The following is a 25,403-nucleotide window of genomic DNA, read 5'->3' as shown; positions in this document are numbered from 1 at the left end:
GCAACACCTTATGAAGCTGGCGATGAAGTTGCGCACACGGCTGTTTCTGAGTATCTCGGCACTGATCACCGTGGCGTTGCTCGGCCTGATACTCGGGCTGGTCAGCGTGATGCAGATAGCCAGTAACCAGGAAGTGCTGATCCGCGACAACTTCATCACCCTGGACCTGGAACTCAAGCTGCGCCAGACCCTGGACGATCAGTTGATCAACATGCTCAGCATAAAGCCCGACCTTGAGGCACTGGAATCCTCTGAACGGCGCTACTTCGAGCTGCTGGATCAAGGCATCGAGCATGAAAACAGTTTCAATGGCGAGCATCACGGCTTCGAGCAGGCCCGCACGGACTACCTGTCCTTTCTCAAGGCCTTCAGCCTCACGCAGGAACCTTCCGGCAAGCTCGCCGGTAATCGGGACCTCACCGAAAAGTTCAACGTGCTGCGCAACGGCCTGATCGCCGAACACAAACAGGCACTGGACAACATCAACGATACCCAACGCAACGCCCGCGAACATGCGCTGCTGATTGCCGGTTTGCTTGGGTTGGTCGGGTTGGGGGTACTGGCCATCGGTTTCATCACGGCTCACGGCATCGCCCGGCGCTTCGGTGAGCCGATCGAGGCACTGGCCAAGGCCGCGGATAACATCGGCCAGGGTAACTTCGATGTCACCCTGCCGATTTCCCCGGCGGTGGAGCTGACCCAGCTTACCCGGCGCTTCGGGATCATGGCCGAAGCCTTGCGCGAGCATCAGGCAACCAATGTCGATGAACTGCTCGCCGGTCAGCAACGCTTGCAAGCCGTGCTCGACAGCATCGATGACGGTTTGCTGATGATTGATCGTCAGGGCCAACTGGAGCACCTTAATCCCGTCGCACAGCGTCAGTTGGGCTGGGACGAAGGCCGCCTCGGCCAAGGCCTGGGCACCGCACTCCAACGGCCGGAGCTCGATGAACAACTACAAACGGTACTGCGCGGCGGAACGCCGGAGCGTGCGCCTGAAGACCTGAGCATCGAAGTCGATGGCGAGTCGCGGCTGTTGACCTACAGCCTGACGCCGGTCATTCATCCCCAGGGGCATATCCTCGGCGCCGTCATGGTGCTGCACGATGTCACCGAGCAACGGGCCTTTGAACGGGTGCGCAGCGAGTTCGTACTGCGTGCCTCCCATGAGCTGCGTACGCCGGTCACCGGCATGCACATGGCCTTCGGCCTGTTCCGCGAGCGCGCGCACTTTACCGAGGACTCTCGCGAAGCCGACCTGTTGAACACGGTAAATGAGGAAATGCAGCGTTTGATGCAGTTGATCAACGACCTGCTGAACTTCTCGCGTTATCAGAATGGTCTACAAAAACTCACCCTGGCGCCGTGCAACATCGATGACCTGCTGGAGCAGGCACAGGGGCGTTTCGCCGAGCGGGCTAATGAGCAAAGCATCGAGTTGCTGGTGGAAGTGCACACACCACTCCCGCGCCTGCAGGCCGATCAGGCGCAACTCGACCGGGTGCTGGACAACCTGATTGACAACGCGCTACGCCATACCAGCCACCATGGGCAGATACGCTTGCAGGCTCGCCGGCACGGCGAAAGGGTGATCGTCAGCGTCGAGGACAATGGCGAAGGCATCGCTTACGGCCAGCAGGGGCGGATTTTCGAACCCTTCGTTCAAGTCGGGCGCAAGAAGGGTGGCGCCGGGCTCGGCCTGGCACTGTGCAAGGAAATCGTGCAGCTGCACGGTGGTCGCATGGGCGTGTATTCCCGGCCGGGGCAGGGCACTCAGTTCTATATGGCACTGCCACTCTAACGAGCGATCACGCCTCGTCATCCAGCCGCCGTGACGCCAACCGACGGCCTCGGGTGATCAGTTCAATGAACTGCGTCGCGGTCAAGGCATGGGCGAACAACCAGCCTTGGCCGTAATTCACTCCCTCACTGCTCAGCAACGTGGCCTGGGCTTCATGTTCGATACCTTCGGCAATCACCTTGAGCTGCAAGGCATGCGCCATGCGAATGATGTGCGGCGCCACGCCGCTGCTGGCGGCGTCGTGGCCCAGCGCATCAATGAAAGCCTTGTCGATTTTAAGGTAGTCCACTGGCAGGGTTTGCAGGTAAGCCAGGCTGCAATAACCGGTGCCAAAGTCGTCGATCAACACTTGATGCCCGGCATCGCGCAACGCTTGCAGGTTCTCCCGTGCGACCACCACATCGATCAACCCGCGCTCGGTCACCTCAAATGCGATCTGCCGCGCAGCGACCCGGTGCGTGGCCAGCAAGCCTGCCATGACCTGGCCAACCCGCGGCACCATGACGTCGCAGGCCGCCAGGTTGACCGAAATATACAACTGCGGGTTGGCGCGAAGTAACTTACCGAGCTGTTCAAGCAATCGCTGCAACACGAAGTCAGTGATCTGACGGATCTGCCCGGAGTCTTCCGCCATGGGAATAAACAGGTCCGGGCTGGTGAGCGTGCCGTCCGGCCGGCGCCAGCGCAATAAGGCTTCGGCACCGACACAGTGACGGCTCTTGAGATCGAAGATCGGCTGATACAGGACCTGTAACTCGCCACGCTTGAGGGCTCCCTGCAACTCACCGCCCAACGATTGCCGTTGACGGGCCAGCAGAAACACCAAACCGCCAATGCTCAAGCCCAGCACCAGGCTTGCCGGCACCAGCCACCACCACAGCGTGGGCAGGTGCGATGCGGTTCTAGGGCTGATCAACACCAACTGGTACTCGGGATTGTTGGTCGGCATGCGATAGATCAGCCGTGTTTTCGTGACCTGCAACGGTTCACGGCTGAAGGGCAACCAAGGGTCGCTGAGCGGCCAGGTTTGTGGTGTGCCGAGTACCGGGATCGCCCGAGCGCCATGATCGACCACTACCAACAGGCTGCTGCCGGGTGTCAGATCAACCATGTCGGTCAAATGCCCTCGGGAGGTAGCGACGCGAAAATTACCGCGTCCCAACATCAGCGCTGCACGGTCTTCATCGGGCTCGGTCGAGGTGTTGAGCCAATAACTGTAGGTCGGCCCTTTGATGTCCGGTGGTCGGATTGCCGAAAGCCCATCCTGCCGCGGTCGGCTCGAACAAAATTGCGTGCTATCGATATAGGCCGCTTCATATACGAAGCGGTAATTGAAACTGACCTGCTGCAAGGTCGCGATCATGTCTGTGTCGCAGCTACGCAACGGCTGCGCTTCCAGGTCATCCAGGCCTTCGCGCAGTTGACCGAACAGTTGCTCCAGACGCTCCAGAAAGCGTTCGCCCTGAGCGTTCATCTGTTCGCTTTCACGTTGCTGGACCTGCCGCTGCGCCACTCCGAGGCTGCCAGCCAACAGCAAGACCGCACTCAGCGCAGCCGCTAGTATCGCCAAAGACCAAGGGCGATAGAACCAACTGCGCAGGGTTTCGCCAGCGACTGCCATCATTGAATATCCGAAGGATTACCAATGAGTTATAGCTACTGATCAGAAAATAGCCCTGACCGTCCGGCGGGCGTCATTATTTTGTCTGGTTGAGCACCTGCAGAATCGCGGCGCTTTGCGCGTCTGGCGTACCGTCAAACCGTGAAGGTCGATAGTGCATCTGGAAAGCTGCCAGCACATGCCGGGTGGCCACATCCAGTTCACCGGTCTGCGGCGTTGTATAGCCCAGACGCGCAAGCTCTTCCTGAAACCAGCTGATGCTCGGCAGTTGTGCTTCGAATAACGCCTGCTGACGCGCTACGTCCTGGGCATCGGGCCAGACCACCAGCCCTTCGTCGGCCAGACGTTTCCACGGGAACAACGGACCCGGATCAAGCTTGCGCAGCGGCGCGATGTCGCTGTGGCCAATGATGTTTCGCGGGCTGATGTTGTTGCGCTTGCTGATGTCCCTGATCAGGAAGATCAAAGACTGAACCTGCGCCTCGCTGTAGGGATACCAGACGCGCCCGGCAGGCGTATCGCGAAACCCCGGATTGACGATTTCGATGCCGATCGAGCTTGAATTCAGCCAGGTCCGGCCCTGCCACTCGCTTTCCCCGGCATGCCAGGCCCGACGGCTTTCATCCACCAGCTTGAAAATAGTGGCGCTCTTGTCATCGCCCACCAGGTAATGGCTGCTGACCTCGCCATGGGTCAACAATGCCAACGAACGCTCCTGCGAGGCAGTGGTGTAATGCACCACGATAAACTGCACTCGATTGTCGAAATTTACCGAAGGATGGCGGGTGTCGATTCGAGGACCGCTGGCGCAACCCGCCAGGACCAGAAGTACCAAAAGCAGAGGAATCGATTTCATGATCTGGACAATACGCTGAGATAGTAATGCAACAGTGTAACGTACCGCCTTCTTCTGGACCGGCAAAGCCTGGCATTTAACCCGATGGATCACTTATCGTCAGCCCAGCTCCACTCGGTTTCGGCCGGCATTTTTCGCCCGGTAAAGCGCCTGATCGGCTCTTTTCAACACAAGATCGCTGTGTTCTCCCGCTTTGAACGCCGTCATTCCCATGGAAACCGTGATCGTCACGCGCTCACCCTTGAAATGAAACGGGCAGGCTTCAATAGCCGCGCGCAGGGTTTCTGCCAACTTGGCGCCGACTGCCAAAGGGGTATTGGGCACCAGCAAGACAAACTCCTCACCACCGAAACGGGCAATGAAGTCCGTACCGCGCAGGCGCTTACGCAGCACGCTGGCAATGATCTTCAGCACTTTGTCGCCGGCCAGGTGACCGTAGTTATCGTTGATGCGCTTGAAGTGGTCGAGATCGAGCATCGCCAGCAACAGCGAGTTTCCGTGTTGCTGCCACTGGGCAATCTCATGCTCCAGACGCTCGCTCCAGGCCGCCCGGTTCGGTAAACCGGTCAGCGGATCGACCAGGGCTTTCTGACGTTGCTCTTCCAGGTGCTCGCGGTAACCCTGAGCCTCCTGCTCCATGCTCGCAACTCGCTCGGCCAAGCCTTGCAGGCGTGCAGCAACCTCCTGCTCACGCTCGTCGCGCTGTTTCTGGTGCTGATCCATGGTGCCGAGCAACCCTTCCAGATGGTTCTCCAGCACATGCTTGAGGCCCTCCAGATCGGCGGCGTCCTGCATGCTGCTCTGCAAGCCATCGACCTGCTCACGGATCTGCGTGTCCATCTCCCGCGCAGCAGAGCGGTTGTCGGCATGACCCTCACTGGCCGCTTGCAGGTTGCTTTGGAAGGACTCCAATCGCTCATTGAGTTGCTTGAGATAAACCTCGAACTCATGCTGACCACTGTCAGTGATCGCCAGCATCAAAACCGCCAGATCATCGAGGATCGGCAGTAGTTCGTACCAATTCAAGCCATTTTGCAGCCGATCGCGCATCGCCTCGGCCTGCGGACGATGACGCTCGGGCAGCGACAAATCGTCCAGCAGCCCCAGCAGCGTGCTCTCGATGTGTTTGGCCACCGAGCTGTAGGACGGCTCCGGCGAGTCGGGCAGTGCGTAAAGAACATCCTGCTCAGGATGCTCCGGGTCCAGAGTAGCCAAGGCTTCTGCCATCGCCGGCAGGGGAGGAAGGCTATCAATTAACGGCGAAGCTTCATCCCCCGTCCGAGGGACGTCGGATGTCAGCTCGTCGGGATTGATCGCCACTGAATCAGCAGCCGTCACCGGGTCGGGTGTCGGGGATATCTGCGGTTCTTCCGGCGTATCCACATCCGGTAGATTCTGTTCCGCTACCTGCGCTTTGCCACGCGCAGCTTCGACGGCCAGCACTGGAGGAACAAAAGCCACCACGTCAGGTGATGGCTTTGCTTCTTCCAGCGACTGAGGTGCCAACGGCTCCGACTCTGCAATCACAGCGTGCGGCACCTGCACGGTGGGTGCCGGGATTTCGTGTACAGCGGGGGTAATAACCTGGATCGGCAACGGCACTGGTGATTCATGCACCGGCTCGGCTGTCGCCTCTGTTACAGGTGCCGATACTTGCTCAACAGGGCTCGGAGCAGGCGCTTCGTGTTGTAGCGCACCGGCTTCTGAAGCCTGAGCATCCGCCTCTCTACCGCCAAACAAACGCTGCAGCAAACCTGGGCGGCTTGGCTCGGCAGGGTTATCCAGCAGGTTCAGCGCCTGACCTTGCAAACCACTGAGCTCACCGAGCAACAGGGGAATTTCACGTGCCTGGCCAACCCGTCCGTCGAGCTGCTTGGCAAAGGTCTTGAGTGGGCGGCTGATCTCGCGCGGCAACGGCAACGCCTGGAGCTGACTGACCAGGGCGGTCAACGCAGCGCTGACTTGATTGACCCGGGTCTCGCGCCGCTGCTCGGAGTCGAGCACCGCTTTCTCCAGGCGTGGCAGCAATGCCGCCAATCCAGCATCCATATCGTTGGTGCGGATGACTTCGCGCATTTCCTTCATGCACTGGTCAACCGCACGGTCGGTGCCCTCGGCCGCCAGCGTGCTGCGAACCAGTCCGCGACGCAGCAAGTCGAGGCGGGCATCCCAACGACGCTCGAGCTTTTCCTGTTGTTCGATACTTTTGAGGTATTTCTCTTTCCAGCGCTGTGCTTCGTCGCTCATTCAGGGGTTCCGCGAAGGGCAGGACTCAGCGCGGGCAATGCATCGACCGTGAGCGAACCCGGCAGACGAATCTCTACCGCGACGGGCAGGTGATCAGAAATCGGTTGCGCCAGCACTTCGACCCGTTCAAGGACCAGCGTAGGGCTGAGCAGAATATGGTCAAGACAGCGTTGCGGGCGCCAACTGGGGAAGGTCGCTTCGACTTGCGGCGCGAGCAGGCCCAGGTCTCGCAGAGGAGAGGTTTGCAGCAGATCACTGGCATGGGTGTTCATGTCGCCCATCAACACCTGATGCTTGTAGTCGCCGATCAGCTCGCGAATGTAGGCCAACTGCATCGTCCGCACGCGCGCCCCCAGCGCGAGGTGCATCATCACGACCACCAGCGCATCCGGTCCTTCGCCAAACCGCACAAGAATCGCACCACGGCCCTTGGGCCCCGGCAGCGGATGATCTTCAATCGCCCATGGGCGCAATCGACTGAGCACGCCATTGCTGTGCTGGGCGAGGCGGCCCAGGTTGCGATTGAGTTGTTGATACCAGTAGGGGAAGGCACCGAGCTGGGCCAGGTGTTCGACTTGATTGACGTAGCCTGACCGCAGGCTGCCGCCATCGGCTTCCTGCAAAGCGACCAGATCGTAGTCGCCCAGCAGATTGCCGATTTTCTGCAGGTTATCCGCTCGCCCGGTGTGCGGCAGCAAATGCTGCCAGCTACGGGTCAGGTAATGCCGATAACGCTCGGTACTGATACCGACCTGGATGTTGAAACTGAGCAAACGCAGACGGCTGTCTGCAGGCAAGCCCGAGGACTCCAGATGATGCTCGTTGACCTGCGGATCATGCAGACCAACGAGACGTTCAGTACCCCAGCGGCGCATGGCGGGCGCCGCTTACTTAGCGGCGCGCTCCTTGGCGATTAGCTGATCGGCCACGCTCAAGGTGCCTTCAGGACCACCGGCAGTGCCCAGATCGAAGCGGTATTTGCCGTTCACGACCATGGTTGGTACGCCAGAGATCTGATAGGCCTGAGCCTTTTTCTTGGCATCTTCAACTTTGCCTTTGACGGCGAACGAGTTGTAGGTGCTCAGGAACTTCTCTTTGTCGACGCCTTCGCCGGCCAGGAACTCAGCCATTTCTTCCGGGGTAGCGAGCTTCTTGCCACCGTGGATTGCTTCGAAGACGGCTTTGTGAACCTTGTGTTCCACGCCCATCGCTTCCAGGGTGATGTACAGCTGGCCGTGAACGTTCCAGATACCACCGAACATGGCCGGAATACGCACGAAGTTCACGTCTGCAGGCAGTTTTTCAACCCAGGGATTGATGGTCGGCTCGAATGCATAGCAGTGCGGGCAGCCATACCAGAACAGCTCCACGACTTCGATCTTGCCAGGCACAGCCACCGGAACGGCGCTGCCCAATTCGACATATTGTTTACCGGCTTCAAGCGGTTCGGCAGCTTGGGCGGTCATACCAAACAGGCTGGCAGTGACGAGTGCGGCGCTGAGAATCAGATTACGCATGCTTTACTCCTGAACAAATTGGGTCGCCTCGCGCGACCTGTTTTCTGGCAGATCATGGCGGGCATTAGTGCTCTAGTGTAACGGCAGCAGCCACAAAAAAGGGCAGCCTAAGCCACCCTTTTTATGTTTGCATCGAAGGATTAATCGAGCGTTAACATTGCGCGAGATCAACACCCTGCGCAACGCCCGCTCAACAAGCCTTAGTGCAGGCCCTGAATGTAGCTGGACACCGCTTCGATGTCCTTGTTGCTCAATTTTGCAGCAATGCTCTGCATGATTTTCGTGTCGCCGTCGTTGGTACGGTTACCTTCACGGAAATCAGTCAGCTGCTTGGCGATGTATTGAGCGTGCTGGCCGCCCAGATGCGGGAAGGCTGCAGCAGCGTTACCCGCACCGTTAGGCGAGTGGCAACCGGTGCACGAAGGCATGCCCTGGTCCAGTTTACCGCCACGGAACAACTCTTCACCGTGAGCCACGACTTTAGGATCTGCTGCGCCGACGCTGCCTTTCTGGCTGGAGAAGTAGGCAGCAAGGTCAGCCAGGTCCTGATCGCTCAGGTTGGTCAGCAGGCCGGTCATCTCCAGAACGGTGCGCTTGCCCGACTTGATGTCGTGCAGTTGCTTGTTCAGGTAACGCTCACCCTGACCCGCCAGTTTTGGAAAGTTTGGCGCCATGCTATTACCGTCCGGGCCATGACAGGCGCCACATACTGCGGCTTTCGCCTGACCAGCAGTCGCATCGCCTGCAGCATGGGCTATGCCGGAGATCCCCAGGGTCAACAGCAGACTCACGATCAATTTGTTCATCAGCTAATCCAACTACGGCTAAGGGTTAAAGAGTTATGGACCGGGATCACTCGTTCATCCACTGGATGATTGCTCGGTAATCCTCGGCACTGCAGTCCATGCACAAACCACGCGGCGGCATCGCCTTGAAACCCTGGGTCACGTGTTGCACCAGCGTCTCCATACCTTGCGCCAGTCTTGGCGCCCAAGCTTCCTTATCGCCCTTTTGAGGCGCCGTTGGGAGTTGGCCGGAATGACAGGCTCCACAAACACGGTTGTACACAGCTTCCGGATCCTGTGTAGCCTGAGCGCTGTAAAGCGGCATCAAGACACCGGCAGCTAGCAGCCATTTCGTCATAAAACGACCTTTTCAGGGTTGAGAGCGTGCTGCGTTCTAGTGCGCAATCAAGGTTAATCGCTCTCGTGAACTTCATCCTACGCCGGGACAAAGCGCACACAAAATCTGCGGCATTATATACTGGCGTCACTGAAACGGAAACGACGCTGCTCTTTGCGACCAATCTCGGCACCGCCCACATCGGAAATCCCATGCAACTCAAGAACCCCATCCTCGGCCTGTGCCAACAGTCCACCTTCATGCTCAGCGCCGCCAAAGTCGACCAATGTCCTGACGACGAAGGCTTTGAAGTGGCCTTCGCCGGGCGTTCCAACGCTGGCAAATCCAGCGCCCTGAACACCCTGACTCACGCCAGCCTGGCGCGCACCTCGAAAACACCAGGCCGCACACAACTCTTGAACTTCTTCAAGCTAGACGATGAACGCCGTCTGGTCGACCTGCCGGGTTACGGTTATGCGAAAGTACCCATCCCGCTGAAGCAACACTGGCAGCGCCACCTGGAAGCGTATCTGGGTAGCCGCGAGAGCCTGAAGGGGTTGATTCTGATGATGGACATCCGTCATCCAATGACCGACTTCGACCTGCTGATGCTCGACTGGGCCGTGGCCAGCGGCATGCCGATGCACATTCTGCTGACCAAGGCCGACAAACTGACCTACGGCGCGGCGAAGAACACCTTGCTCAAAGTTCAGGCAGAAATCCGTAAAGGCTGGGGCGAAACCGTGACGATCCAGCTGTTCTCGGCACCAAAACGCCTGGGCCTGGAAGACGCCTACACCGTACTGGCGAACTGGATGGAACTGGCCGACAAAGGCGCCGAGACAGAAGCTCAATAAGCTTTTGGGGAAATCCGATATACGGAAAACTGTCTGTGGGACGGTCAGGCAAGGCAAAAGTGTGGCTCGAAACGGCCGGGGTCGCGTTCGACTTTAGGGTCCTAAATGAGCATTTCGAGCCACACTTTTAACGCAGTCTGACCGTTTCACAGCCAGTTTTTGGGCAAAAAAAACCCCGAATTACGTATGGGGAGAGAGTAATTCGGGGTCTAAGTTTCCGGACCGCTAGGGCGGGGTCCAGATATCTGCCAACACTTAACACAACATAGGAGCATCGAAGGGCTTCACCACCCATTCAGTAACTCTGAGTGGCGCTTCACGGATTTAGTTCCGGTTAATTTCAAAACCTATTGGGAATAACCCCAAGAATTTTCCGAACTAAGAGCCCTTCGCTGGCGACTTGCCGCGACACTACGTCGCGGCGCTATCCCCGAAAAAGTGCCTCACACCGGCTTAGTGCGCTTCATCCCAGTTATTTCCAACGCCGACTTCCACCAAAAGTGGTACATCCAGGGTCGCTGCACTGCTCATGTGAACGCGAATTTCCTCACGAACCTGGTCAATCAGGTCTTCGCGAACCTCAAGTACCAATTCATCGTGCACCTGCAGAATCACTTTGGCGTCCAGACCTGAGGTCAGCAGCCAGTTATCCACCGCCACCATGGCCTTTTTGATGATGTCCGCCGCAGTGCCTTGCATCGGCGCGTTGATTGCCGTGCGCTCGGCACCTTTGCGCAGGGCCGGGTTTTTCGCGTTGATGTCCGGCAGGTACAGGCGACGACCGAATATGGTTTCGACGAAACCCTGCTCGGCCGCCTGGGCGCGGGTGCGCTCCATGTACTCGAGCACGCCTGGATAGCGGGCAAAATAACGGTCGATATAGGCTTGGGACTGTTTACGGTCGACGCCGATCTGCTTGGCCAGGCCAAATGCGCTCATGCCGTAGATCAGGCCGAAGTTGATCGCCTTGGCGCTGCGCCGCTGATCGGTAGTGACGTCCGCCAGCTCAACCCCAAACACCTCGGCAGCGGTGGCTTTGTGCACGTCCAGGTCGTTGCGGAAGGCGTGCAACAGCCCTTCGTCCTTGGCCAGGTGGGCCATGATCCGCAGTTCGATCTGCGAATAGTCCGCCGCCAGCAGCTTGTAGCCTTTGGGGGCAATGAACGCCTGACGAATCCGTCGACCTTCGGCGGTACGAATCGGAATGTTCTGCAGGTTTGGATCGCTGGAAGACAAGCGACCGGTCGCTGCCACCGCTTGATGGTAGGACGTATGAATCCGCCCGGTGCGCGGGTTGATCTGCTCTGGCAGACGGTCGGTGTAGGTGCTTTTCAGCTTGCTCAAGGAGCGGTACTGCATCAATACCTTGGGCAGCGGGTAATCCTGCTCCGCCAGTTCCGCCAGTACCGCTTCGGCGGTCGAAGCCTGGCCCTTGGCAGTTTTGCTGAGAATCGGCAGCCCGAGTTTTTCGTAGAGGATCACGCCCAATTGCTTCGGCGAACCGAGGTTGAACTCCTCACCGGCAATGGCAAACGCCTCACGCTCCAGCGCGACCAGCTTGTCACCCAGTTCAACGCTCTGGATGCCCAGCAGGTTGGCGTCGACCAACGCGCCTTGACGCTCGATACGCGCCAACACGGGCACCAGCGGCATTTCTATCTCGCTGAGGACTTTGCTCAAGCTTGGAATGGCGTCGAGTTTTTCATGCAAGGTCTGATGCAGGCGCAACGTTACATCGGCGTCTTCGGCGGCGTATGGCCCGGCCAGCTCCAGCGAAATCTGATCGAAGGTCAGTTGCTTGACGCCCTTGCCCGCGATGTCCTGGAAGCTGGTGGTGGTGTAGCCCAAATACTTGAGCGCCAAGCTGTCCATGTCGTGACGGGTCGCAGTCGAATCCAGCACGTAGGACTCAAGCATGGTGTCGAAGGCGATGCCTTGCACCATGATGCCGCAGCTCTGATCGCCATCGATGGCGCAGTTGGCCAGGATGTTCATGTCGAATTTGGCGTGCTGGCCGATCTTGAGTTTGCTCGGGTCTTCCAGAATCGGTTTCAGCGCACGCAACACCGTGTCGCGGTCCAGCTGATCCGGCACACCCATGTAGGAATGGGTCAGCGGGATGTAGGCCGCTTCGTTGGCCTGCACAGCGAACGACAGCCCGACAAGCTGCGCTTGCTGCGCGTCAATACCCGTGGTTTCGGTATCGAAGGCGAACAGCTTGGCGTTTTGCAGTTTCTTCAACCACACGTCGAAATCTGCCTGGGTGAGGACCGTGGTGTACTGGGGACCATCGCTATCGGCTACGGCTTCTTCAACCGCCGCGACCACTTCCTGGCCCGCTCGCTTGGCTTCACGCTGAACGTCCTCGAACCAGCTCTTGAATTCGAGCAGGGTATAGAGCTCGGCGAGCTTTTCACGGTCCGGCTCACGCAGGTGCAAGTCGTCTAGACCGACCTCCAGCGGTACATCGACCTTGATGGTCGCCAGTTGATAGGAGAGGAACGCCATCTCCTTGTGCTCTTCAAGCTTGGCTGGCAGCGTTTTAGCGCCACGAATCGGCAATGTCGGGACGATATCGAGCTGCGCATAGAGTTCGGTCAGGCCACCGTTCACACCCACCAGCAGGCCAGACGCCGTCTTCGGGCCAATGCCCGGCACGCCCGGAATGTTGTCGGAGGAATCGCCCATCAGTGCCAGGTAATCGATGATCTGTTCGGGAGCGACGCCGAATTTCTCCTTCACGCCAGCCACATCCATCGCGCTACCGGTCATGGTATTGACCAAGGTAATGTGCCCGTCGACCAACTGCGCCATGTCCTTGTCGCCGGTAGAGATCACCACCGGACGATCGGCGGCCGCGCTGCTGCGGGCCAGCGTGCCGATCACGTCGTCGGCCTCAACACCATCGACGCACAGCAACGGAAAGCCCAAGGCAATCACGCTCGCGTGCAATGGCTCGATCTGCACGCGCATATCGTCGGGCATGCTTGGGCGGTTGGCTTTGTACTCGGCGTACATGTCATCGCGAAACGTCCCACCCTTGGCGTCGAATACGACGGCGAACGGGCTGTCCGGGTACTGCTTGCGCAGACTCTTGAGCATGTTCAGCACGCCCTTGACCGCACCGGTCGGCAGGCCTTTGGACGTGGTCAGCGGTGGCAGCGCGTGAAAGGCGCGGTAGAGGTAAGAAGAACCGTCCACCAGGACGAGGGGGGCTTGGCTCATGAGCAGGATCAACCTTTTCGGCGGGTCCGGCGCTAGAATAGCGGGACCGTTGACGACAAAGGGACAAGGTTATCATGCGCTCACTCAATCGCTTGTTACTGGCTGGCTTCTTTGCAATCACTCCCCTGGCCGTCATGGCAGCCAATGATGCACCGACGCCGGAACCGGAAGTCACCATCCACACCGAAGGCGACAAAGTCATTCAGGAGTACCGCCAGAACGGCTTCGTGTACGCGATCAAGGTCACACCGAAGGGCGGAAAACCGTACTTTCTGATACGTGCGGACGGAACGGAGGCAAACTATATCCGCTCGGATCAGCCGAATATGCTGATTCCGGCGTGGGAAATTTTTACGTGGAAGTAGTTTCTTAACTTTAATCGGCGCTGGCTCAACCGCGGCGCCCGAACTGAGCAGTTTTTAACCATGTCTGTGTTCACCCCCCTGGCTCGGCCCGAGCTGGAAACCTTTCTCGCCCCTTATGGGCTCGGCCGCCTGCTTGATTTCCAGGGGATTGCCGCGGGTAGCGAAAACACCAATTTCTTCATCAGCCTGGAGCGGGGCGAGTTTGTCCTGACCCTAGTTGAGCGCGGCCCTGTGCAGGAGATGCCGTTCTTTATCGAACTGCTCGACGTGCTGCACGACGCCGACTTGCCGGTGCCCTACGCACTGCGTACCACCGACGGCATCGCCCTGCGCGAATTGGCCGGCAAGCCCGCGCTGTTGCAGCCACGGCTGGCCGGCAAGCACATCAAGGAAGCCAACGCACAGCATTGCGCGCAAGTCGGCGAATTGCTGGGACACCTGCATCTGGCAACCAAAGACCACATGATCAAGCGCAAAACCGATCGCGGCCTCGACTGGATGCTTGAAGAAGGCACGCAGCTGCTGTCGCACCTGAATGCCGCGCAAAGCGATCTGCTGCAACGCGCCTTGAATGAAATCACTGAGCAGAAGACCAAAATCCTGGCGCTGCCTCGGGCCAACATCCACGCCGACCTGTTCCGCGACAACGCGATGTTCGAAGGCACGCACCTGACCGGGCTGATCGACTTCTACAATGCCTGTTCAGGCCCGATGCTCTACGACGTGGCGATTGCCCTGAATGACTGGTGCTCGGACGAAGATGGCTTGATTGACGGGCCGCGAGCAAGGGCATTGCTCGGAGCTTATGCCACGCTACGTCCGTTCACCGCCGCCGAGGCCGAGCTGTGGCCGACCATGCTACGGGTGGCGTGCGTGCGGTTCTGGTTGTCGCGCTTGATCGCCGCCGAATCCTTTGCCGGGCAGGACGTGCTGATTCACGATCCGATGGAGTTCCAGCAGCGCCTGGCCCAGCGCCAGCACGTCAGCACACCGTTGCCGTTCGCCCTCTAAACCGTGGCGAGGGGGCTTGCCCCCGTTGGAGCGCGAAGCGTTCCCATGCAATCAAACCGAGCAGCTCCATTTGGGGCTGCTTCGCAACCCAACGGGGCGTTGCGGCGTTCCGACAAGCCCCCTCGCCACAGGGTCTGCGCTCGGGGGTTAAAGCGACTCCAGGCAACCCGCCAAATCATTCCCCAACTTCTCCAACACCTGCTCATAGCCCTGAGCCGTCGCCGGCGTGTAACCACCCAACGCATCCAGCTCCGCCAGTTTCACCGGCAAACCGGCCACCAGCGTCTCGGCCAGGCGTGGACGCAACGGTGGTTCGCTGAACACGCAGGTCTTGCCGACTTCCTGCAAGCGCGAGCGCATCGCTGCAACGTGCTGGGCACCTGGCTGCACTTCAGCGGCCACACTGAACACGCCGGTGTGCTTGAGGCCGTAGGCGTCTTCGAAGTAATCGAACGCTTCATGGAACACGAAGTAAGGCTTGCCCGCGATACCGGCCAAGCGCGCTTTCAAGCGCAGATCCAGCGCATCCAGGCGCTCATCGAACGCCTTGAGGTTGCTCTGATAGCGCGGCGCATTGGCAGGGTCCGCAGCACTCAAGTCGGTGGCGATTTTTGCCGCGATCACTCGCGCATTGACCGGCGACAACCAGAGATGAGCATCGAGACTGCCAGGGCGATGGTCGTGATCGTGCTCGTCGGCCTCTTCTGCGTGAGAGTGGCTGTCTTTGGCAAAGCGCCGCAGCTTCAAACCCGGCAGATCCTGCACCGCAACCGACGGCAGGCTACGACCCTTGAGCACGCGCGGAAGGAAACCTTCCATGTCCGGGCCGATCCAGTAGAGCAGCTCCACCGACTGCACCTTCCGTACGTCGGAAGGGCGCAAGGCATAGTTATGTGGCGACGCACCCGGCGGCAGCAACACTTCGGGAACCCCGACGCCATCCTGCACCGCAGCAGCAATCAGCTGCAGCGGCTTGATGCTGGTCAGTACGTTCACCTCGGCATGAGCGGCGCTGATCGCAAAAAAACCGGCAGTAAATGTGACAAAAATGGCAAAAAGTCTGGGCACGATGACCACTCAAGTAGGCGAGAACGGGTAACATAATAACGTCTCTCACAAAACTCGTCGCCGCTCATGCCTAAAACACCGCTAGCCAGCCGTCCCCACGACCACTCTCATTGCGTGCACAGCGCATTGTCCGAGGCCGATGTCATTTGCGCACGTCAGGGCTTGCGCCTGACCGCGCTGCGTCGGCGGGTGCTGGAACTGGTCTGGCAAAGCCACAAGCCGCTAGGCGCCTACGACATTCTGGCGGTACTCAGCGAGCAGGATGGCCGCCGCGCCGCGCCGCCGACGGTGTATCGCGCACTGGATTTCCTGCTGGATAACGGCCTGGTTCATCGCATCTCTTCGCTCAACGCCTTCGTCGGCTGCAATCATCCGGGGCACGCCCACCAGGGCCAGTTCCTGATTTGCCGCGAATGCCATGCGGCCATCGAGCTCGAACAGAAATCCATCAGCGACACCATCATCCACAGCGCCGGCGAAGTCGGATTTGTGGTCGAAGGCCAGACTGTCGAAGTAGTCGGCCTCTGCTCGGGTTGCCAGGGGGCTTGATGAGCACTGCGTTAATCCGCCTCAATCAGGTCGCGGTGACCTTCGCCGGGCAAAGCGTGCTGGACAACATCGAACTGAGCGTCGAGCCGAGACAGATCGTTACCCTGATCGGCCCCAACGGCGCCGGCAAGACCACGCTGGTCCGCGCCGTACTTGGCCTGCTCAAGCCCGACAGCGGCAGCGTCTGGCGCAAGCCGAAACTGCGGGTCGGCTACATGCCGCAGAAACTGCACGTTGACCCGACCTTGCCGCTATCGGTACTGCGCTTCTTGCGCCTGGTGCCGGGCGTAGATCGTGCGCGCGCCTTGGCAGCGCTCAAGGAAGTCGGTGCCGAACAGGTGATCGACAGCCCGGTGCAAAGCGTTTCCGGCGGCGAAATGCAACGCGTATTACTGGCCCGCGCCCTGTTGCGCGAGCCCGAGCTGCTAGTGCTCGACGAGCCGGTGCAAGGCGTCGATGTGGCCGGACAAGCCGAGCTCTATAGCCTGATCACCCGCCTGCGCGACCGCCACGGTTGCGGGGTGTTGATGGTTTCCCACGATCTGCACCTGGTGATGAGCACGACCGACCAGGTGGTCTGCCTCAATCGCCACGTCTGCTGCTCCGGGCATCCCGAGCAGGTCAGCGGCGACCCGGCGTTCGTCGAGCTGTTCGGCAAGAACGCGCAGAGCCTGGCGGTCTATCACCATCATCACGACCACGCCCACGACTTGCATGGCTCGGTCGTCAGCGCGGCACCGACCGCTCACACCCACGTTCATGGAGATGGCTGCAAGCATGGCTGATTTTCTGTTGTACGCCCTGCTCGCAGGCCTGGCCCTGGCCGCCGTCGCAGGTCCGCTGGGATCGTTCGTGGTCTGGCGGCGCATGGCCTATTTCGGCGACACCCTGTCCCACGCGGCGTTACTCGGCGTGGCGTTGGGTTTTCTGCTGGATGTCAGTCCGACCATCGCGGTAACCGTCGGCTGCCTGTTGCTGGCCGTGCTGCTGGTGACCTTGCAACAGCGCCAGCCGCTGGCCTCCGACACCTTGTTGGGGATTCTTGCGCCGAGCACGCTCTCTCTGGGCCTGGTGGTACTAAGCTTCATGCATGAAGTGCGGATCGACCTGATGGCCTATCTGTTCGGCGACTTGTTGGCGATCAGCCCAACCGATCTGGCGTGGATCCTCGGCGGCAGCGCTGCGGTGATGCTGCTGTTGGTAGCGCTATGGCGGCCGTTGCTGGCGATTACCGTGCACGAAGAATTGGCCACGGTTGAAGGCCTGCCGGTAGCAGCATTGCGCATGACCTTGATGCTGCTGATTGCGGTGGTGATCGCGGTGGCGATGAAAATCGTCGGCGTGCTGCTGATTACCTCGTTGTTGATCATCCCGGCGGCTGCGGCACAACGTCACGCACGTTCTCCAGAGCAGATGGCCTTGGGCGCGAGTTTGCTCGGTATACTCGCGGTCTGCGGTGGCCTGGCGCTGTCGTGGTTCAAGGACACGCCGGCCGGCCCATCGATTGTGGTGGCTGCCGCCGCGCTGTTTCTGCTGAGTTTTGTCCTGCCCCGTCGAGGGGTGTAGACTTGCTCGTTTTTTGCGCAATCAGAGAGTCGCAGGAATGAAGCCGTTCGCCTCCCGTTATCTGCTCCTTGTTGCATTTTCGCTGCTACTTGGCGCCTGCCAAAGCACGCCGCCGGCCCCCGAGGTCCCGGACGCACGGGCTACGGCGATCGCGCAGCTGGAGCAAAGCCTGGCCAGCAGTGAACTGGCCACCGCCGAGGATCAATTGGCCGCCTTGCAGGCCGAATCACCCAACGATCAGTCGCTGGAGCAATATCAACGGCAACTCGCCGAAGCCTATTTGCAACGCAGCCAGATCGTTCTGCAAAAAGGCGACGTGAATGCCGCCGCCACGGCCCTGAGCCGGGCCCGTGCGTTGATGCCCAAAGCTCCGGCGCTGACCGGTGGCGTCAACAACGCCATCAGCCACGCCCGCAAGGCCGAACTGGACCAGGCAGAGGCCGCCCTCAAGGCCGCCGAAGCCAAGCGTGTCGCCAAGGTCATCGACCCAACAGCAGAGAGCACCACCGTTGCGCTGAACATCGCCGATAGCAAGCAATTGCGTCGGCAACTCGATGCGATTGCCAGCGATGTGGTGAGTTATGAGTGCGACGTCAGCATTCAGGCGCCGCGCACCGAAGATTACCCGTGGCTGGCCACGCTGCTGACCAAACGGGTGAAGAAGCTGGATGCCGACTTCGACCTGAAGATCGAGCGGCAGATTCTGCGCAATGTCCCGGCACAGATGGTTCTGACGCCGCGCAAGCCTTAAAAGAAGAAAATCACAGCCTGCGCAGCTCCTACACCGGTTCGTAGGAGCTGCCGCAGGTTCGGGCCGCGTTCGGACGATCTTTTGTTCATCTTGGCTTATCGCGTTATTTCCAAATGACTGGATGAATGCGAAATAAATGCTAAGAACCTCTATACGGACACGCTAAAATGCCCGCCCGGCTAACCGCTGATCCTTTTCTAACGCGCCCCACAAGGTTCGCTACGTGATCGAGTTTCAAAACGTCCATAAAACTTACCGCGTTGCCGGTAAGGATATTCCTGCACTGCACCCCACCAATCTGTCGATTGAGAACGGTCAGGTGTTTGGCCTGATCGGTCACTCCGGTGCGGGAAAAAGTACCCTGTTGCGTCTGATCAACCGCCTGGAAAACTCCAGCGGCGGCAAGATCATCGTCGATGGCGAAGAAGTCACCGCGCTGGACGCCAATGCGCTGCGCCGCTTCCGTCAGCAAGTCGGGATGATCTTCCAGCACTTCAACCTGCTGGCCTCCAAGACCGTTGCCGACAACGTCGCGCTGCCGTTGACCCTGGCCGGTGAACTGTCGCGCAGCGAGATCGACCTGCGAGTGGCCGAGTTGCTGGCGCGTGTCGGCCTGGCCGACCACGCAAAGAAGTACCCGGCGCAGCTGTCCGGTGGCCAGAAGCAGCGCGTCGGCATCGCCCGCGCCCTGGCAACCAAACCAAAAATCCTGCTGTGTGACGAAGCCACCAGCGCCCTCGACCCGCAAACCACCGCGTCGGTCCTGCAACTGTTGGCCGAGATCAACCGTGAGCTGAACCTGACCATCGTGCTGATCACCCATGAAATGGACGTGATTCGCCGGGTCTGCGACCAGGTCGCCGTGATGGACGCGGGCGTGATCGTCGAGCAAGGTCCGGTGGCCGACGTGTTCCTGCACCCGAAGCACCCGACCACCAAGCGTTTCGTTCAGGAAGACGAGCAAATCGACGAAAGCGAACAGCGCGACGACTTCGCTCACGTGCCGGGCCGTATCGTTCGCCTGACCTTCCAGGGCGACGCGACCTACGCGCCGTTGCTGGGCACCGTCGCCCGCGAAACGGGTGTGGACTACAGCATCCTCGCCGGTCGTATCGACCGCATCAAAGACGTCCCCTACGGGCAATTGACCCTGGCGGTCACCGGCGGCGACATGGACGCGGCGTTTGCCCGCTTCACCGCGGCTGACGTCCACATGGAGGTGCTGCGTTAATGGAAGCCCTGATGAGTTTCTTCGCCAATATCGACTGGTTCGAAATCTGGCAGGCTACCGGCGACACCTTGCTGATGCTCGGTGGTTCGCTGTTGTTCACCGTACTGCTCGGCCTGCCGCTGGGCGTGTTGCTGTTCCTCTGCAGCCCGCGCCAGTTGCTCGAAGCCAAAGGCGTTTACGCCCTGCTGTCGCTGATTGTGAATATCCTGCGCTCGCTGCCGTTCATCATTCTGCTGATCGTGATGATCCCGTTCACCGTATTGATCACCGGCACCTCGCTGGGCGTCGGCGGTGCGATCCCGCCGCTGGTGGTGGGCGCTACGCCGTTCTTCGCCCGTCTGGTGGAAACCGCTCTGCGTGAGGTCGATCGCGGCATTATCGAAGCGACCCAGGCCATGGGCGCGACGACCCGCCAGATCATCGTCAACGCGCTGCTGCCGGAAGCCCGTCCGGGCATTTTCGCAGCGATCACGGTGACCGCGATTACGCTGGTGTCCTACACGGCGATGGCTGGTGTGGTCGGTGCCGGTGGTTTGGGTGACCTGGCGATTCGCTTCGGTTACCAACGCTTCCAGACTGACGTGATGGTAGTGACTGTGGTGTTGCTGCTGGTGCTGGTCCAGGTTCTGCAAACCGTCGGCGATAAGCTGGTGGTGCACTTTTCCCGAAAATAAATGCAATCGCCGGCCACGGCTGGCAGGCGCTTGAAAGGGCGCCTCACAAGGAGTTTGCTGGATGAAAAAACTACTCGTCGCATTCGCTGCCGTTGCAGCGTTCTCCGCTCAGGCCGCTGAAACCCTGACCGTTGCTGCTACTCCGGTTCCGCACGCGGAAATCCTCGAGTTCGTGAAGCCGGCACTGGCCAAAGAAGGCGTAGACCTCAAGGTCAAGGTGTTCACCGACTACGTGCAGCCGAACGTACAGGTTGCCGAGAAACGCCTGGACGCCAACTTCTTCCAGCACCAGCCGTACCTCGATGAGTTCAACAAGGCCAAGGGCACAAACCTGGTGAGCGTTGCCGGCGTGCACCTGGAGCCGCTGGGCGCGTACTCCAGCAAGTACAAGACCCTCGCTGAACTGCCAGGCGGCGCCAACGTGGTGATCCCGAACGACGCCACCAACGGCGGCCGTGCGCTGTTGCTGCTGGAGAAGGCTGGCCTGATCAAGTTGAAGGATTCGAAAAACATCCTGTCGACCGTCAAGGACATCACCGAGAACACCAAGGACCTGAAATTCCGTGAACTGGAAGCCGCGACCATCCCGCGCGTGCTGACCCAGGTCGACCTGGCGCTGATCAACACCAACTACGCGCTGGAAGCCAAGCTCGATCCGTCCAAGGACGCGCTGGTGATCGAAGGCAAGGACTCGCCTTACGTGAACATCCTGGTCGCCCGTCCGGACGACAAGGACAGCGACGCGATGAAGAAACTGGTTGCTGCCCTGCACAGCCCGGAAGTGAAGGCGTTCATTCTGGAGAAATACAAAGGCGCGGTATTGCCGGCGTTCTGATCTACCTCGCGACGCTGATCGTTCCCACGCTCCCGCGTGGGAATGCAGCCAGGGACGCTCTGCGTCCCATTTTAGAAGCGGACGCAGAGCGTCCGGTGAGGCATTCCCACGCAGAGCGTGGGAACGATCAAGATCGCAGCCTGCGATCTTTTTTTATGCCTGAAAAATTACATACGCTTGAGCATCACCGGCAACTGGGCCACCAGTTTCGTGTTGTTCAACGGTGCGCGAATGAACCCGCGCTGGGTGCCGTCCGGCCCGATCACCGCCAGGTTGCCGCTGTGGTCGACGGTGTAGTTGGGTTTGCTGGTGTCAGCCGGAATGAACGGAATGCTCACCGCATTGGCGACTTTCTGCAGGTCTTCGACCGAAGCCGGCGTCAGGCCGACAAACTGCGGATCGAAGTAGCCCAGGTACTGCTTGAGCTGCTTGGGGGTGTCGCGGTTCGGGTCGACGCTGACCAGAATGATCTGCAACTTGTCGACCGCGTCCGCTGGCAGCTCGCTCTTGATCTGCCGCAGTTGCGCCAGGGTGGTCGGGCAGATGTCCGGGCAGAAGGTGTAGCCGAAGAACAGCAGGCTCCATTTGCCTTTCAAGGCGTTGACCGTGACCGGTTGGCCGTCCTGATTGGTCATCTGCACGTCCGGCAGGTTACGGCTTTGCGGCAACAGGATGATCCCGGCGTCGATCAGTGCAGTCGGATCGCCCTGGCCTTTGCCAGACAGTACTTTGTTGACGGTAAGCCCCAGGACCAGCGCGATCAGGGCAACAAGAATGAAGACGGTTTTCTGGGTTCGGGTCATAGGTTCAACATTAAGTAGTGGTCTACGAGCAGGGCGATAAACAGCAGAAACAAGTAGTAAATAGAGTACTTGAAGGTGTTGATCGCCGCGTGCGGCTGAGTGCCACGGTACAGCACCACGGCCCATTGCAGAAACCTCGCACCCAGCCCGAGGGCGCAGATCAGGTACAGCAAGCCGCTCATGTGAATGACGTAGGGCATCAAGCTCACGGCCAGCAGGGCGAAGGTGTAAAGCAGGATGTGGATCTTGGTGTAATGCTCGCCGTGGGTCACCGGCAGCATGGGAATATCGGCCTTGGCGTACTCCTCCTTGCGATGAATCGCCAGCGCCCAGAAGTGTGGCGGGGTCCAGGCAAAGATAATCAGCACCAGCAGCAGCGGTTCGGCGCTGACATGCCCGGTAGCGGCGACCCAGCCCAACAGTGGCGGTGCAGCGCCGGCCAGTCCGCCGATCACGATGTTCTGCGGCGTCGCCCGCTTGAGAAAACCGGTGTAGACCACCGCGTAGCCAAGCAGCGAGGCGAGGGTCAGCCAGGCGGTCAGCGGGTTGGTGAACGCCAGCAGCAGGGCTTGCCCGGCCACCGCCAATAACAGCGCGAAGGTCAGTGCGGCGGTTGGTGAAACCCGGCCTTCGGCCAGTGGCCGCTTGTGCGTGCGCGCCATCACCGCATCAATCCGCCGGTCCACCACATGGTTGACCGCCGCCGCGCCGCCCGCGCACAGTCCGATCCCCAGGTTGCCAAACACCAGCACCGTCCACGGCACCCCGGCACGCGTGGCGAGAAACATACCGACCAGCGACGTGATCAGCATCAACACCACGACTTTCGGCTTGGTCAGCTCCAGATAGTCACGCCAGATCGCTTGGCGCCGTCGTTCGCCGATCAGAGTCGCCATGGCATTTCTCCTTTTATTGTTATCGGCCCGGCCGTGTGTTTACGCAGGCTGAAGCGCCAGCGCCCGGGCGTCTGCTGCCTGACTCGAACCAGGCTGGTTCGTGCGTGATAGTTGACCAGCACCATCGTCAGCAACAGCGCCGCGCCACCCGCGTTATGGGCGACAGCCACCGGTAACGGCAGGTGAAACAGCACATTGCTGATGCCCAGAGTGATCTGCACCGCCAACGCCCCCAGTACCAACCCGGCGAGTCGGGTCATGCCGACGACTTTGAGCTGCCAGGCCAGCCCCAGCAGCACCAGCGTGACCAGCAGCGCGCCAATGCGGTGAGTCAGGTGAATCGCCGTGCGCGCATCGCTGTCGAGCTGCCCGCCGAGGTAATTGGGGCCGATGTGTTGGGTCAGGTGAAAGCCGTTGGCGAAATCAGCCGGTGGCAACCATTGGCCGTGACAAGTGGGGAAGTCGATACAGGCCACCGCCGCGTAGTTGGCACTGACCCAACCGCCAAGGGCGATTTGCCCGATCACCAGCAACAACCCGGCCGTCGCCCAGTACTGCAGACGTCGCGGCACGATCAGCGCCGGCAATACGCCGGACAAGCGCAAGGTCAGCAGAAACAGCAGGCTCAAGGTCGCAAAGCCACCCAGCAAATGTCCCGTCACCACCTGCGGCCAGAGCTTGAGGGTGACCGTCCACATGCCAAAGGCCGCTTGGGCAAACACCACCGCCAGCAAGAACAACGGCAGCTTCAGGGGTTGGTCCAGATGATGGCGATGAGTCCAGGAACGCGCCGCCAGCAACACAATCAGCAAGCCAAGGGTGCCGGCGAAATAGCGGTGAATCATCTCGTTCCAGCCCTTGTGGGCAACCACCGGCGTGTCTGGAAAATGCAACTCGGCATGGGCCAGTTGGGCTTCGCTCTTCGGCACGCTGATAAACCCGTAGCAACCCGGCCAGTCCGGGCAACCAAGGCCGGCATGGGTCAGCCGGGTATAGGCGCCCAGCAAGACGACAATCAGTGCCAGCAAGGTGGCAAACAGCGCGAGGCGAAATCCAGGTTTGGCCATGACGATGCCCTTATCCGATGTTCGACAGTTTCAGCAGGTGGCGCAGGTCGTTGAGCAGGTCCTTGCCTTTGACGGTAGGGTCGAAGCGCAGCACCAGATTGCCGTGCGGATCGATGATCCAGAGCTGCGCCGAGCCTTTGCCCTGAACATTTTTAGTGTAGATCGAAAGGTCCAGTGGATAACGCTGCAACTGCGGGTATTCGCGCTTGAGCTTGTCCTCATAGTCCGCGCTCAAGGGTTGGGCCACGGCCAATGCATGGCTGGCACGCGAGGCATCACGACCCAGAGCGACCTGAATCTGCCGGGCCAGGTACACCAACTGCTGACAATCGACCGAGCAGTCCTGCGGTGCGGTCACCAGCATCTGCCAGCGGTCTTCGTCCGCCTGCACCCCCAACTCGGCACGGCTCTGACCGTTGCCGATCAGTTCACCGTGATAGCTGCGACCTTCCGGCACCCAGAACTGCAACTTGTACATGCCGGTGGCGAGGATCATCGGACCAATCACCATCAGCAGGATCAGCACCAACTGCCAGCGCCCACGACGACGCTGTGGCGTCTGCGCTTCAGACATGTTGGGTGGATTCATGGCCGCTCCCATGCTGTTTCTCCTTTGCGTTGTGCCATCCGAAATAGAGATAAAGACCGAACAGCGCGAGCGCCATGGCGAACCACTGCACGGCATAACCGAGGTGTTTTTCCGGCCCCATGGCCACGACCGGCCAATCGGCCTCGTAGGACGCCGGACCGGCTTCTTCACGTAATTCGTAAGCAAACCCGGTTCGGCCCAGCTCGCTCCAGAGCTTGGCCGGATCGATCGCCGTCACCAGCCGTGGCCAGTTGGCGTTTGCCGGATCGGCGTGCAGTTGAAAGGTCGCGCCCGGGGGGACATACACCCAGGCGTCGAGACTCAACGATTGCTCGGGGGTGGTGAACACTGGCGGTGTGCGCCGGTTCGGCCACGGCAGCCAGCCGCGATTGAGCAATAACCAGAGACCGCTCGCCTGGTCGTGAAAGGGTTGCAGCAGCTCGACCCCTGGCCGGCCATTACGAGTGCGGTTGTCGAGCAGGTAACTGTGGGCCGCATCGAACTGGCCATGCAGGCGAACGCGTCGGAATGCCGGGTCTTGTGTGCTCGACAGTTGTTCACTGGCCATCGGTTCAGCCACGCGGCGTTCGGCGTAACTCTCCAGCAACACGCGTTTCTGCTCGCCCCGGCTCAATTGCCAAAACCCCAGAAAGACCAGCAACGGCAGCAGCGCGAGGACCACCAGGGTCGGCGCGATGCCCGGCGCAAAGCGCTTCATGGCGCTGCCGAAAAGTTGATAAACAGGGTAGCTA

Annotated in this window: 25 protein-coding genes; 11 read left to right on the top strand and 14 right to left on the bottom strand. The window is 60.0% G+C overall.

What is annotated here, in order from left to right:
- Positions 1–10 precede the first annotated feature (10 nt).
- Positions 11–1,801 (top strand): ATP-binding protein, encoded by a 1,791-nt coding sequence (locus KRR23_RS26755; RefSeq protein WP_216744879.1) that lies wholly within the window; start codon positions 11–13, stop codon positions 1,799–1,801.
- Between the two features lie 7 nt (positions 1,802–1,808).
- Here KRR23_RS26755 and KRR23_RS26750 read toward each other — a convergent pair whose 3' ends face one another.
- The 7 genes from KRR23_RS26750 to KRR23_RS26720 form a co-directional block, all read right to left on the bottom strand.
- A complete protein-coding gene (locus KRR23_RS26750; RefSeq protein WP_216744900.1) occupies positions 1,809–3,422 on the bottom strand; it encodes an EAL domain-containing protein in 1,614 nt (537 codons plus the stop codon).
- Positions 3,423–3,498: 76 nt separating this feature from the next.
- The gene (locus KRR23_RS26745; protein WP_216744878.1) at positions 3,499–4,278 is read right to left on the bottom strand and encodes an N-acetylmuramoyl-L-alanine amidase; all 780 of its coding nucleotides are present in this window, start codon (positions 4,276–4,278) and stop codon (positions 3,499–3,501) included.
- 99 nt (positions 4,279–4,377) lie between these two features.
- The gene (locus tag KRR23_RS26740; protein ID WP_216744877.1) at positions 4,378–6,525 is read right to left on the bottom strand and encodes a GGDEF domain-containing protein; all 2,148 of its coding nucleotides are present in this window, start codon (positions 6,523–6,525) and stop codon (positions 4,378–4,380) included.
- Positions 6,522–7,400 carry an endonuclease/exonuclease/phosphatase family protein gene (locus KRR23_RS26735; RefSeq protein ID WP_054594952.1) on the bottom strand — a complete coding sequence of 293 codons (879 nt, stop codon included), beginning with the start codon at positions 7,398–7,400 and terminating at the stop codon, positions 6,522–6,524. Before KRR23_RS26735 ends, KRR23_RS26740 begins: the two co-directional genes overlap by 4 nt.
- 12 nt (positions 7,401–7,412) lie before the next feature.
- On the bottom strand, positions 7,413–8,042 hold the full coding sequence (locus KRR23_RS26730; protein WP_216744876.1) for a thiol:disulfide interchange protein DsbA/DsbL: 630 nt from the start codon (positions 8,040–8,042) through the stop codon (positions 7,413–7,415).
- A 200-nt stretch (positions 8,043–8,242) separates the two neighbouring features.
- The gene (locus tag KRR23_RS26725) at positions 8,243–8,848 is read right to left on the bottom strand and encodes a cytochrome c4 (RefSeq protein ID WP_054594950.1); all 606 of its coding nucleotides are present in this window, start codon (positions 8,846–8,848) and stop codon (positions 8,243–8,245) included.
- Positions 8,849–8,894: 46 nt separating this feature from the next.
- Positions 8,895–9,185 carry a cytochrome c5 family protein gene (locus KRR23_RS26720; protein ID WP_103314907.1) on the bottom strand — a complete coding sequence of 97 codons (291 nt, stop codon included), beginning with the start codon at positions 9,183–9,185 and terminating at the stop codon, positions 8,895–8,897.
- A gap of 191 nt (positions 9,186–9,376) precedes the next feature.
- Here KRR23_RS26720 and yihA point away from each other — a divergent pair, with 191 nt between their 5' ends.
- Complete coding sequence (gene yihA, locus KRR23_RS26715) at positions 9,377–10,021, top strand: ribosome biogenesis GTP-binding protein YihA/YsxC (protein WP_145017773.1); 645 nt, start codon at positions 9,377–9,379, stop codon at positions 10,019–10,021.
- 453 nt (positions 10,022–10,474) lie between these two features.
- On the opposite strand, the gene polA is transcribed toward yihA, so the two are convergent.
- A complete protein-coding gene (gene polA / locus KRR23_RS26710; protein ID WP_216744875.1) occupies positions 10,475–13,246 on the bottom strand; it encodes a DNA polymerase I in 2,772 nt (923 codons plus the stop codon).
- Positions 13,247–13,320: 74 nt separating this feature from the next.
- On the opposite strand from polA, the gene KRR23_RS26705 reads away from it, so the two are divergent.
- Positions 13,321–13,611: a DUF2782 domain-containing protein gene (locus KRR23_RS26705; RefSeq protein WP_054594946.1), complete on the top strand. Its 291-nt coding sequence runs from the start codon at positions 13,321–13,323 to the stop codon at positions 13,609–13,611.
- A 60-nt stretch (positions 13,612–13,671) separates the two neighbouring features.
- Positions 13,672–14,622, top strand: a complete 951-nt coding sequence (locus tag KRR23_RS26700; protein WP_216744874.1) for a homoserine kinase — start codon at positions 13,672–13,674, stop codon at positions 14,620–14,622.
- A gap of 147 nt (positions 14,623–14,769) precedes the next feature.
- On the opposite strand, the gene KRR23_RS26695 is transcribed toward KRR23_RS26700, so the two are convergent.
- A complete protein-coding gene (locus KRR23_RS26695; protein ID WP_216744873.1) occupies positions 14,770–15,699 on the bottom strand; it encodes a metal ABC transporter solute-binding protein, Zn/Mn family in 930 nt (309 codons plus the stop codon).
- 57 nt (positions 15,700–15,756) lie between these two features.
- Here KRR23_RS26695 and KRR23_RS26690 point away from each other — a divergent pair, with 57 nt between their 5' ends.
- The 7 genes from KRR23_RS26690 to KRR23_RS26660 all read left to right on the top strand — a co-directional run bounded on the left by KRR23_RS26690 (position 15,757) and on the right by KRR23_RS26660 (position 21,296).
- Positions 15,757–16,239 carry a Fur family transcriptional regulator gene (locus KRR23_RS26690; RefSeq protein WP_054594943.1) on the top strand — a complete coding sequence of 161 codons (483 nt, stop codon included), beginning with the start codon at positions 15,757–15,759 and terminating at the stop codon, positions 16,237–16,239.
- Complete coding sequence (gene znuC / locus KRR23_RS26685) at positions 16,239–17,024, top strand: zinc ABC transporter ATP-binding protein ZnuC (RefSeq protein ID WP_216744872.1); 786 nt, start codon at positions 16,239–16,241, stop codon at positions 17,022–17,024. Before KRR23_RS26690 ends, znuC begins: the two co-directional genes overlap by 1 nt.
- The gene (gene znuB, locus KRR23_RS26680; RefSeq protein ID WP_054594941.1) at positions 17,017–17,805 is read left to right on the top strand and encodes a zinc ABC transporter permease subunit ZnuB; all 789 of its coding nucleotides are present in this window, start codon (positions 17,017–17,019) and stop codon (positions 17,803–17,805) included. The genes znuC and znuB overlap by 8 nt, the downstream gene beginning before the upstream one ends.
- Positions 17,806–17,842: 37 nt before the next feature.
- Complete coding sequence (locus KRR23_RS26675) at positions 17,843–18,556, top strand: PA5502 family lipoprotein (protein ID WP_054594940.1); 714 nt, start codon at positions 17,843–17,845, stop codon at positions 18,554–18,556.
- Positions 18,557–18,779: 223 nt separating this feature from the next.
- On the top strand, positions 18,780–19,787 hold the full coding sequence (locus KRR23_RS26670) for a methionine ABC transporter ATP-binding protein (RefSeq protein WP_019694473.1): 1,008 nt from the start codon (positions 18,780–18,782) through the stop codon (positions 19,785–19,787).
- Entirely contained in the window at positions 19,787–20,461 is a 675-nt protein-coding gene (locus tag KRR23_RS26665; RefSeq protein ID WP_103314902.1) for a methionine ABC transporter permease, read from the top strand. Before KRR23_RS26670 ends, KRR23_RS26665 begins: the two co-directional genes overlap by 1 nt.
- A gap of 61 nt (positions 20,462–20,522) precedes the next feature.
- The gene (locus KRR23_RS26660) at positions 20,523–21,296 is read left to right on the top strand and encodes a MetQ/NlpA family ABC transporter substrate-binding protein (protein ID WP_123427007.1); all 774 of its coding nucleotides are present in this window, start codon (positions 20,523–20,525) and stop codon (positions 21,294–21,296) included.
- 167 nt (positions 21,297–21,463) lie between these two features.
- Here the strand turns inward: KRR23_RS26660 and KRR23_RS26655 are convergent, their stop codons facing one another.
- The 5 genes from KRR23_RS26655 to KRR23_RS26635 are packed head-to-tail and all read right to left on the bottom strand — an operon-like array spanning position 21,464 to position 25,369.
- On the bottom strand, positions 21,464–22,099 hold the full coding sequence (locus tag KRR23_RS26655) for an SCO family protein (RefSeq protein WP_054594936.1): 636 nt from the start codon (positions 22,097–22,099) through the stop codon (positions 21,464–21,466).
- A complete protein-coding gene (gene cyoE / locus KRR23_RS26650; RefSeq protein ID WP_216744871.1) occupies positions 22,096–22,995 on the bottom strand; it encodes a heme o synthase in 900 nt (299 codons plus the stop codon). Before cyoE ends, KRR23_RS26655 begins: the two co-directional genes overlap by 4 nt.
- Positions 22,983–24,062: a heme A synthase gene (locus KRR23_RS26645; protein ID WP_216744870.1), complete on the bottom strand. Its 1,080-nt coding sequence runs from the start codon at positions 24,060–24,062 to the stop codon at positions 22,983–22,985. Before KRR23_RS26645 ends, cyoE begins: the two co-directional genes overlap by 13 nt.
- A 10-nt stretch (positions 24,063–24,072) precedes the next feature.
- Complete coding sequence (locus KRR23_RS26640) at positions 24,073–24,663, bottom strand: hypothetical protein (RefSeq protein ID WP_216744869.1); 591 nt, start codon at positions 24,661–24,663, stop codon at positions 24,073–24,075.
- Entirely contained in the window at positions 24,629–25,369 is a 741-nt protein-coding gene (locus KRR23_RS26635; protein WP_216744868.1) for an SURF1 family protein, read from the bottom strand. The genes KRR23_RS26640 and KRR23_RS26635 overlap by 35 nt, the downstream gene beginning before the upstream one ends.
- Between the last annotated feature and the right edge of the window lie 34 nt (positions 25,370–25,403).

Source organism: Pseudomonas sp. CVAP#3, assembly GCF_018986375.1.
Taxonomy (GTDB): Bacteria; Pseudomonadota; Gammaproteobacteria; order Pseudomonadales; family Pseudomonadaceae; genus Aquipseudomonas; species Aquipseudomonas helvetica.
This window is presented reverse-complemented; position numbering and strand designations above follow the sequence as displayed.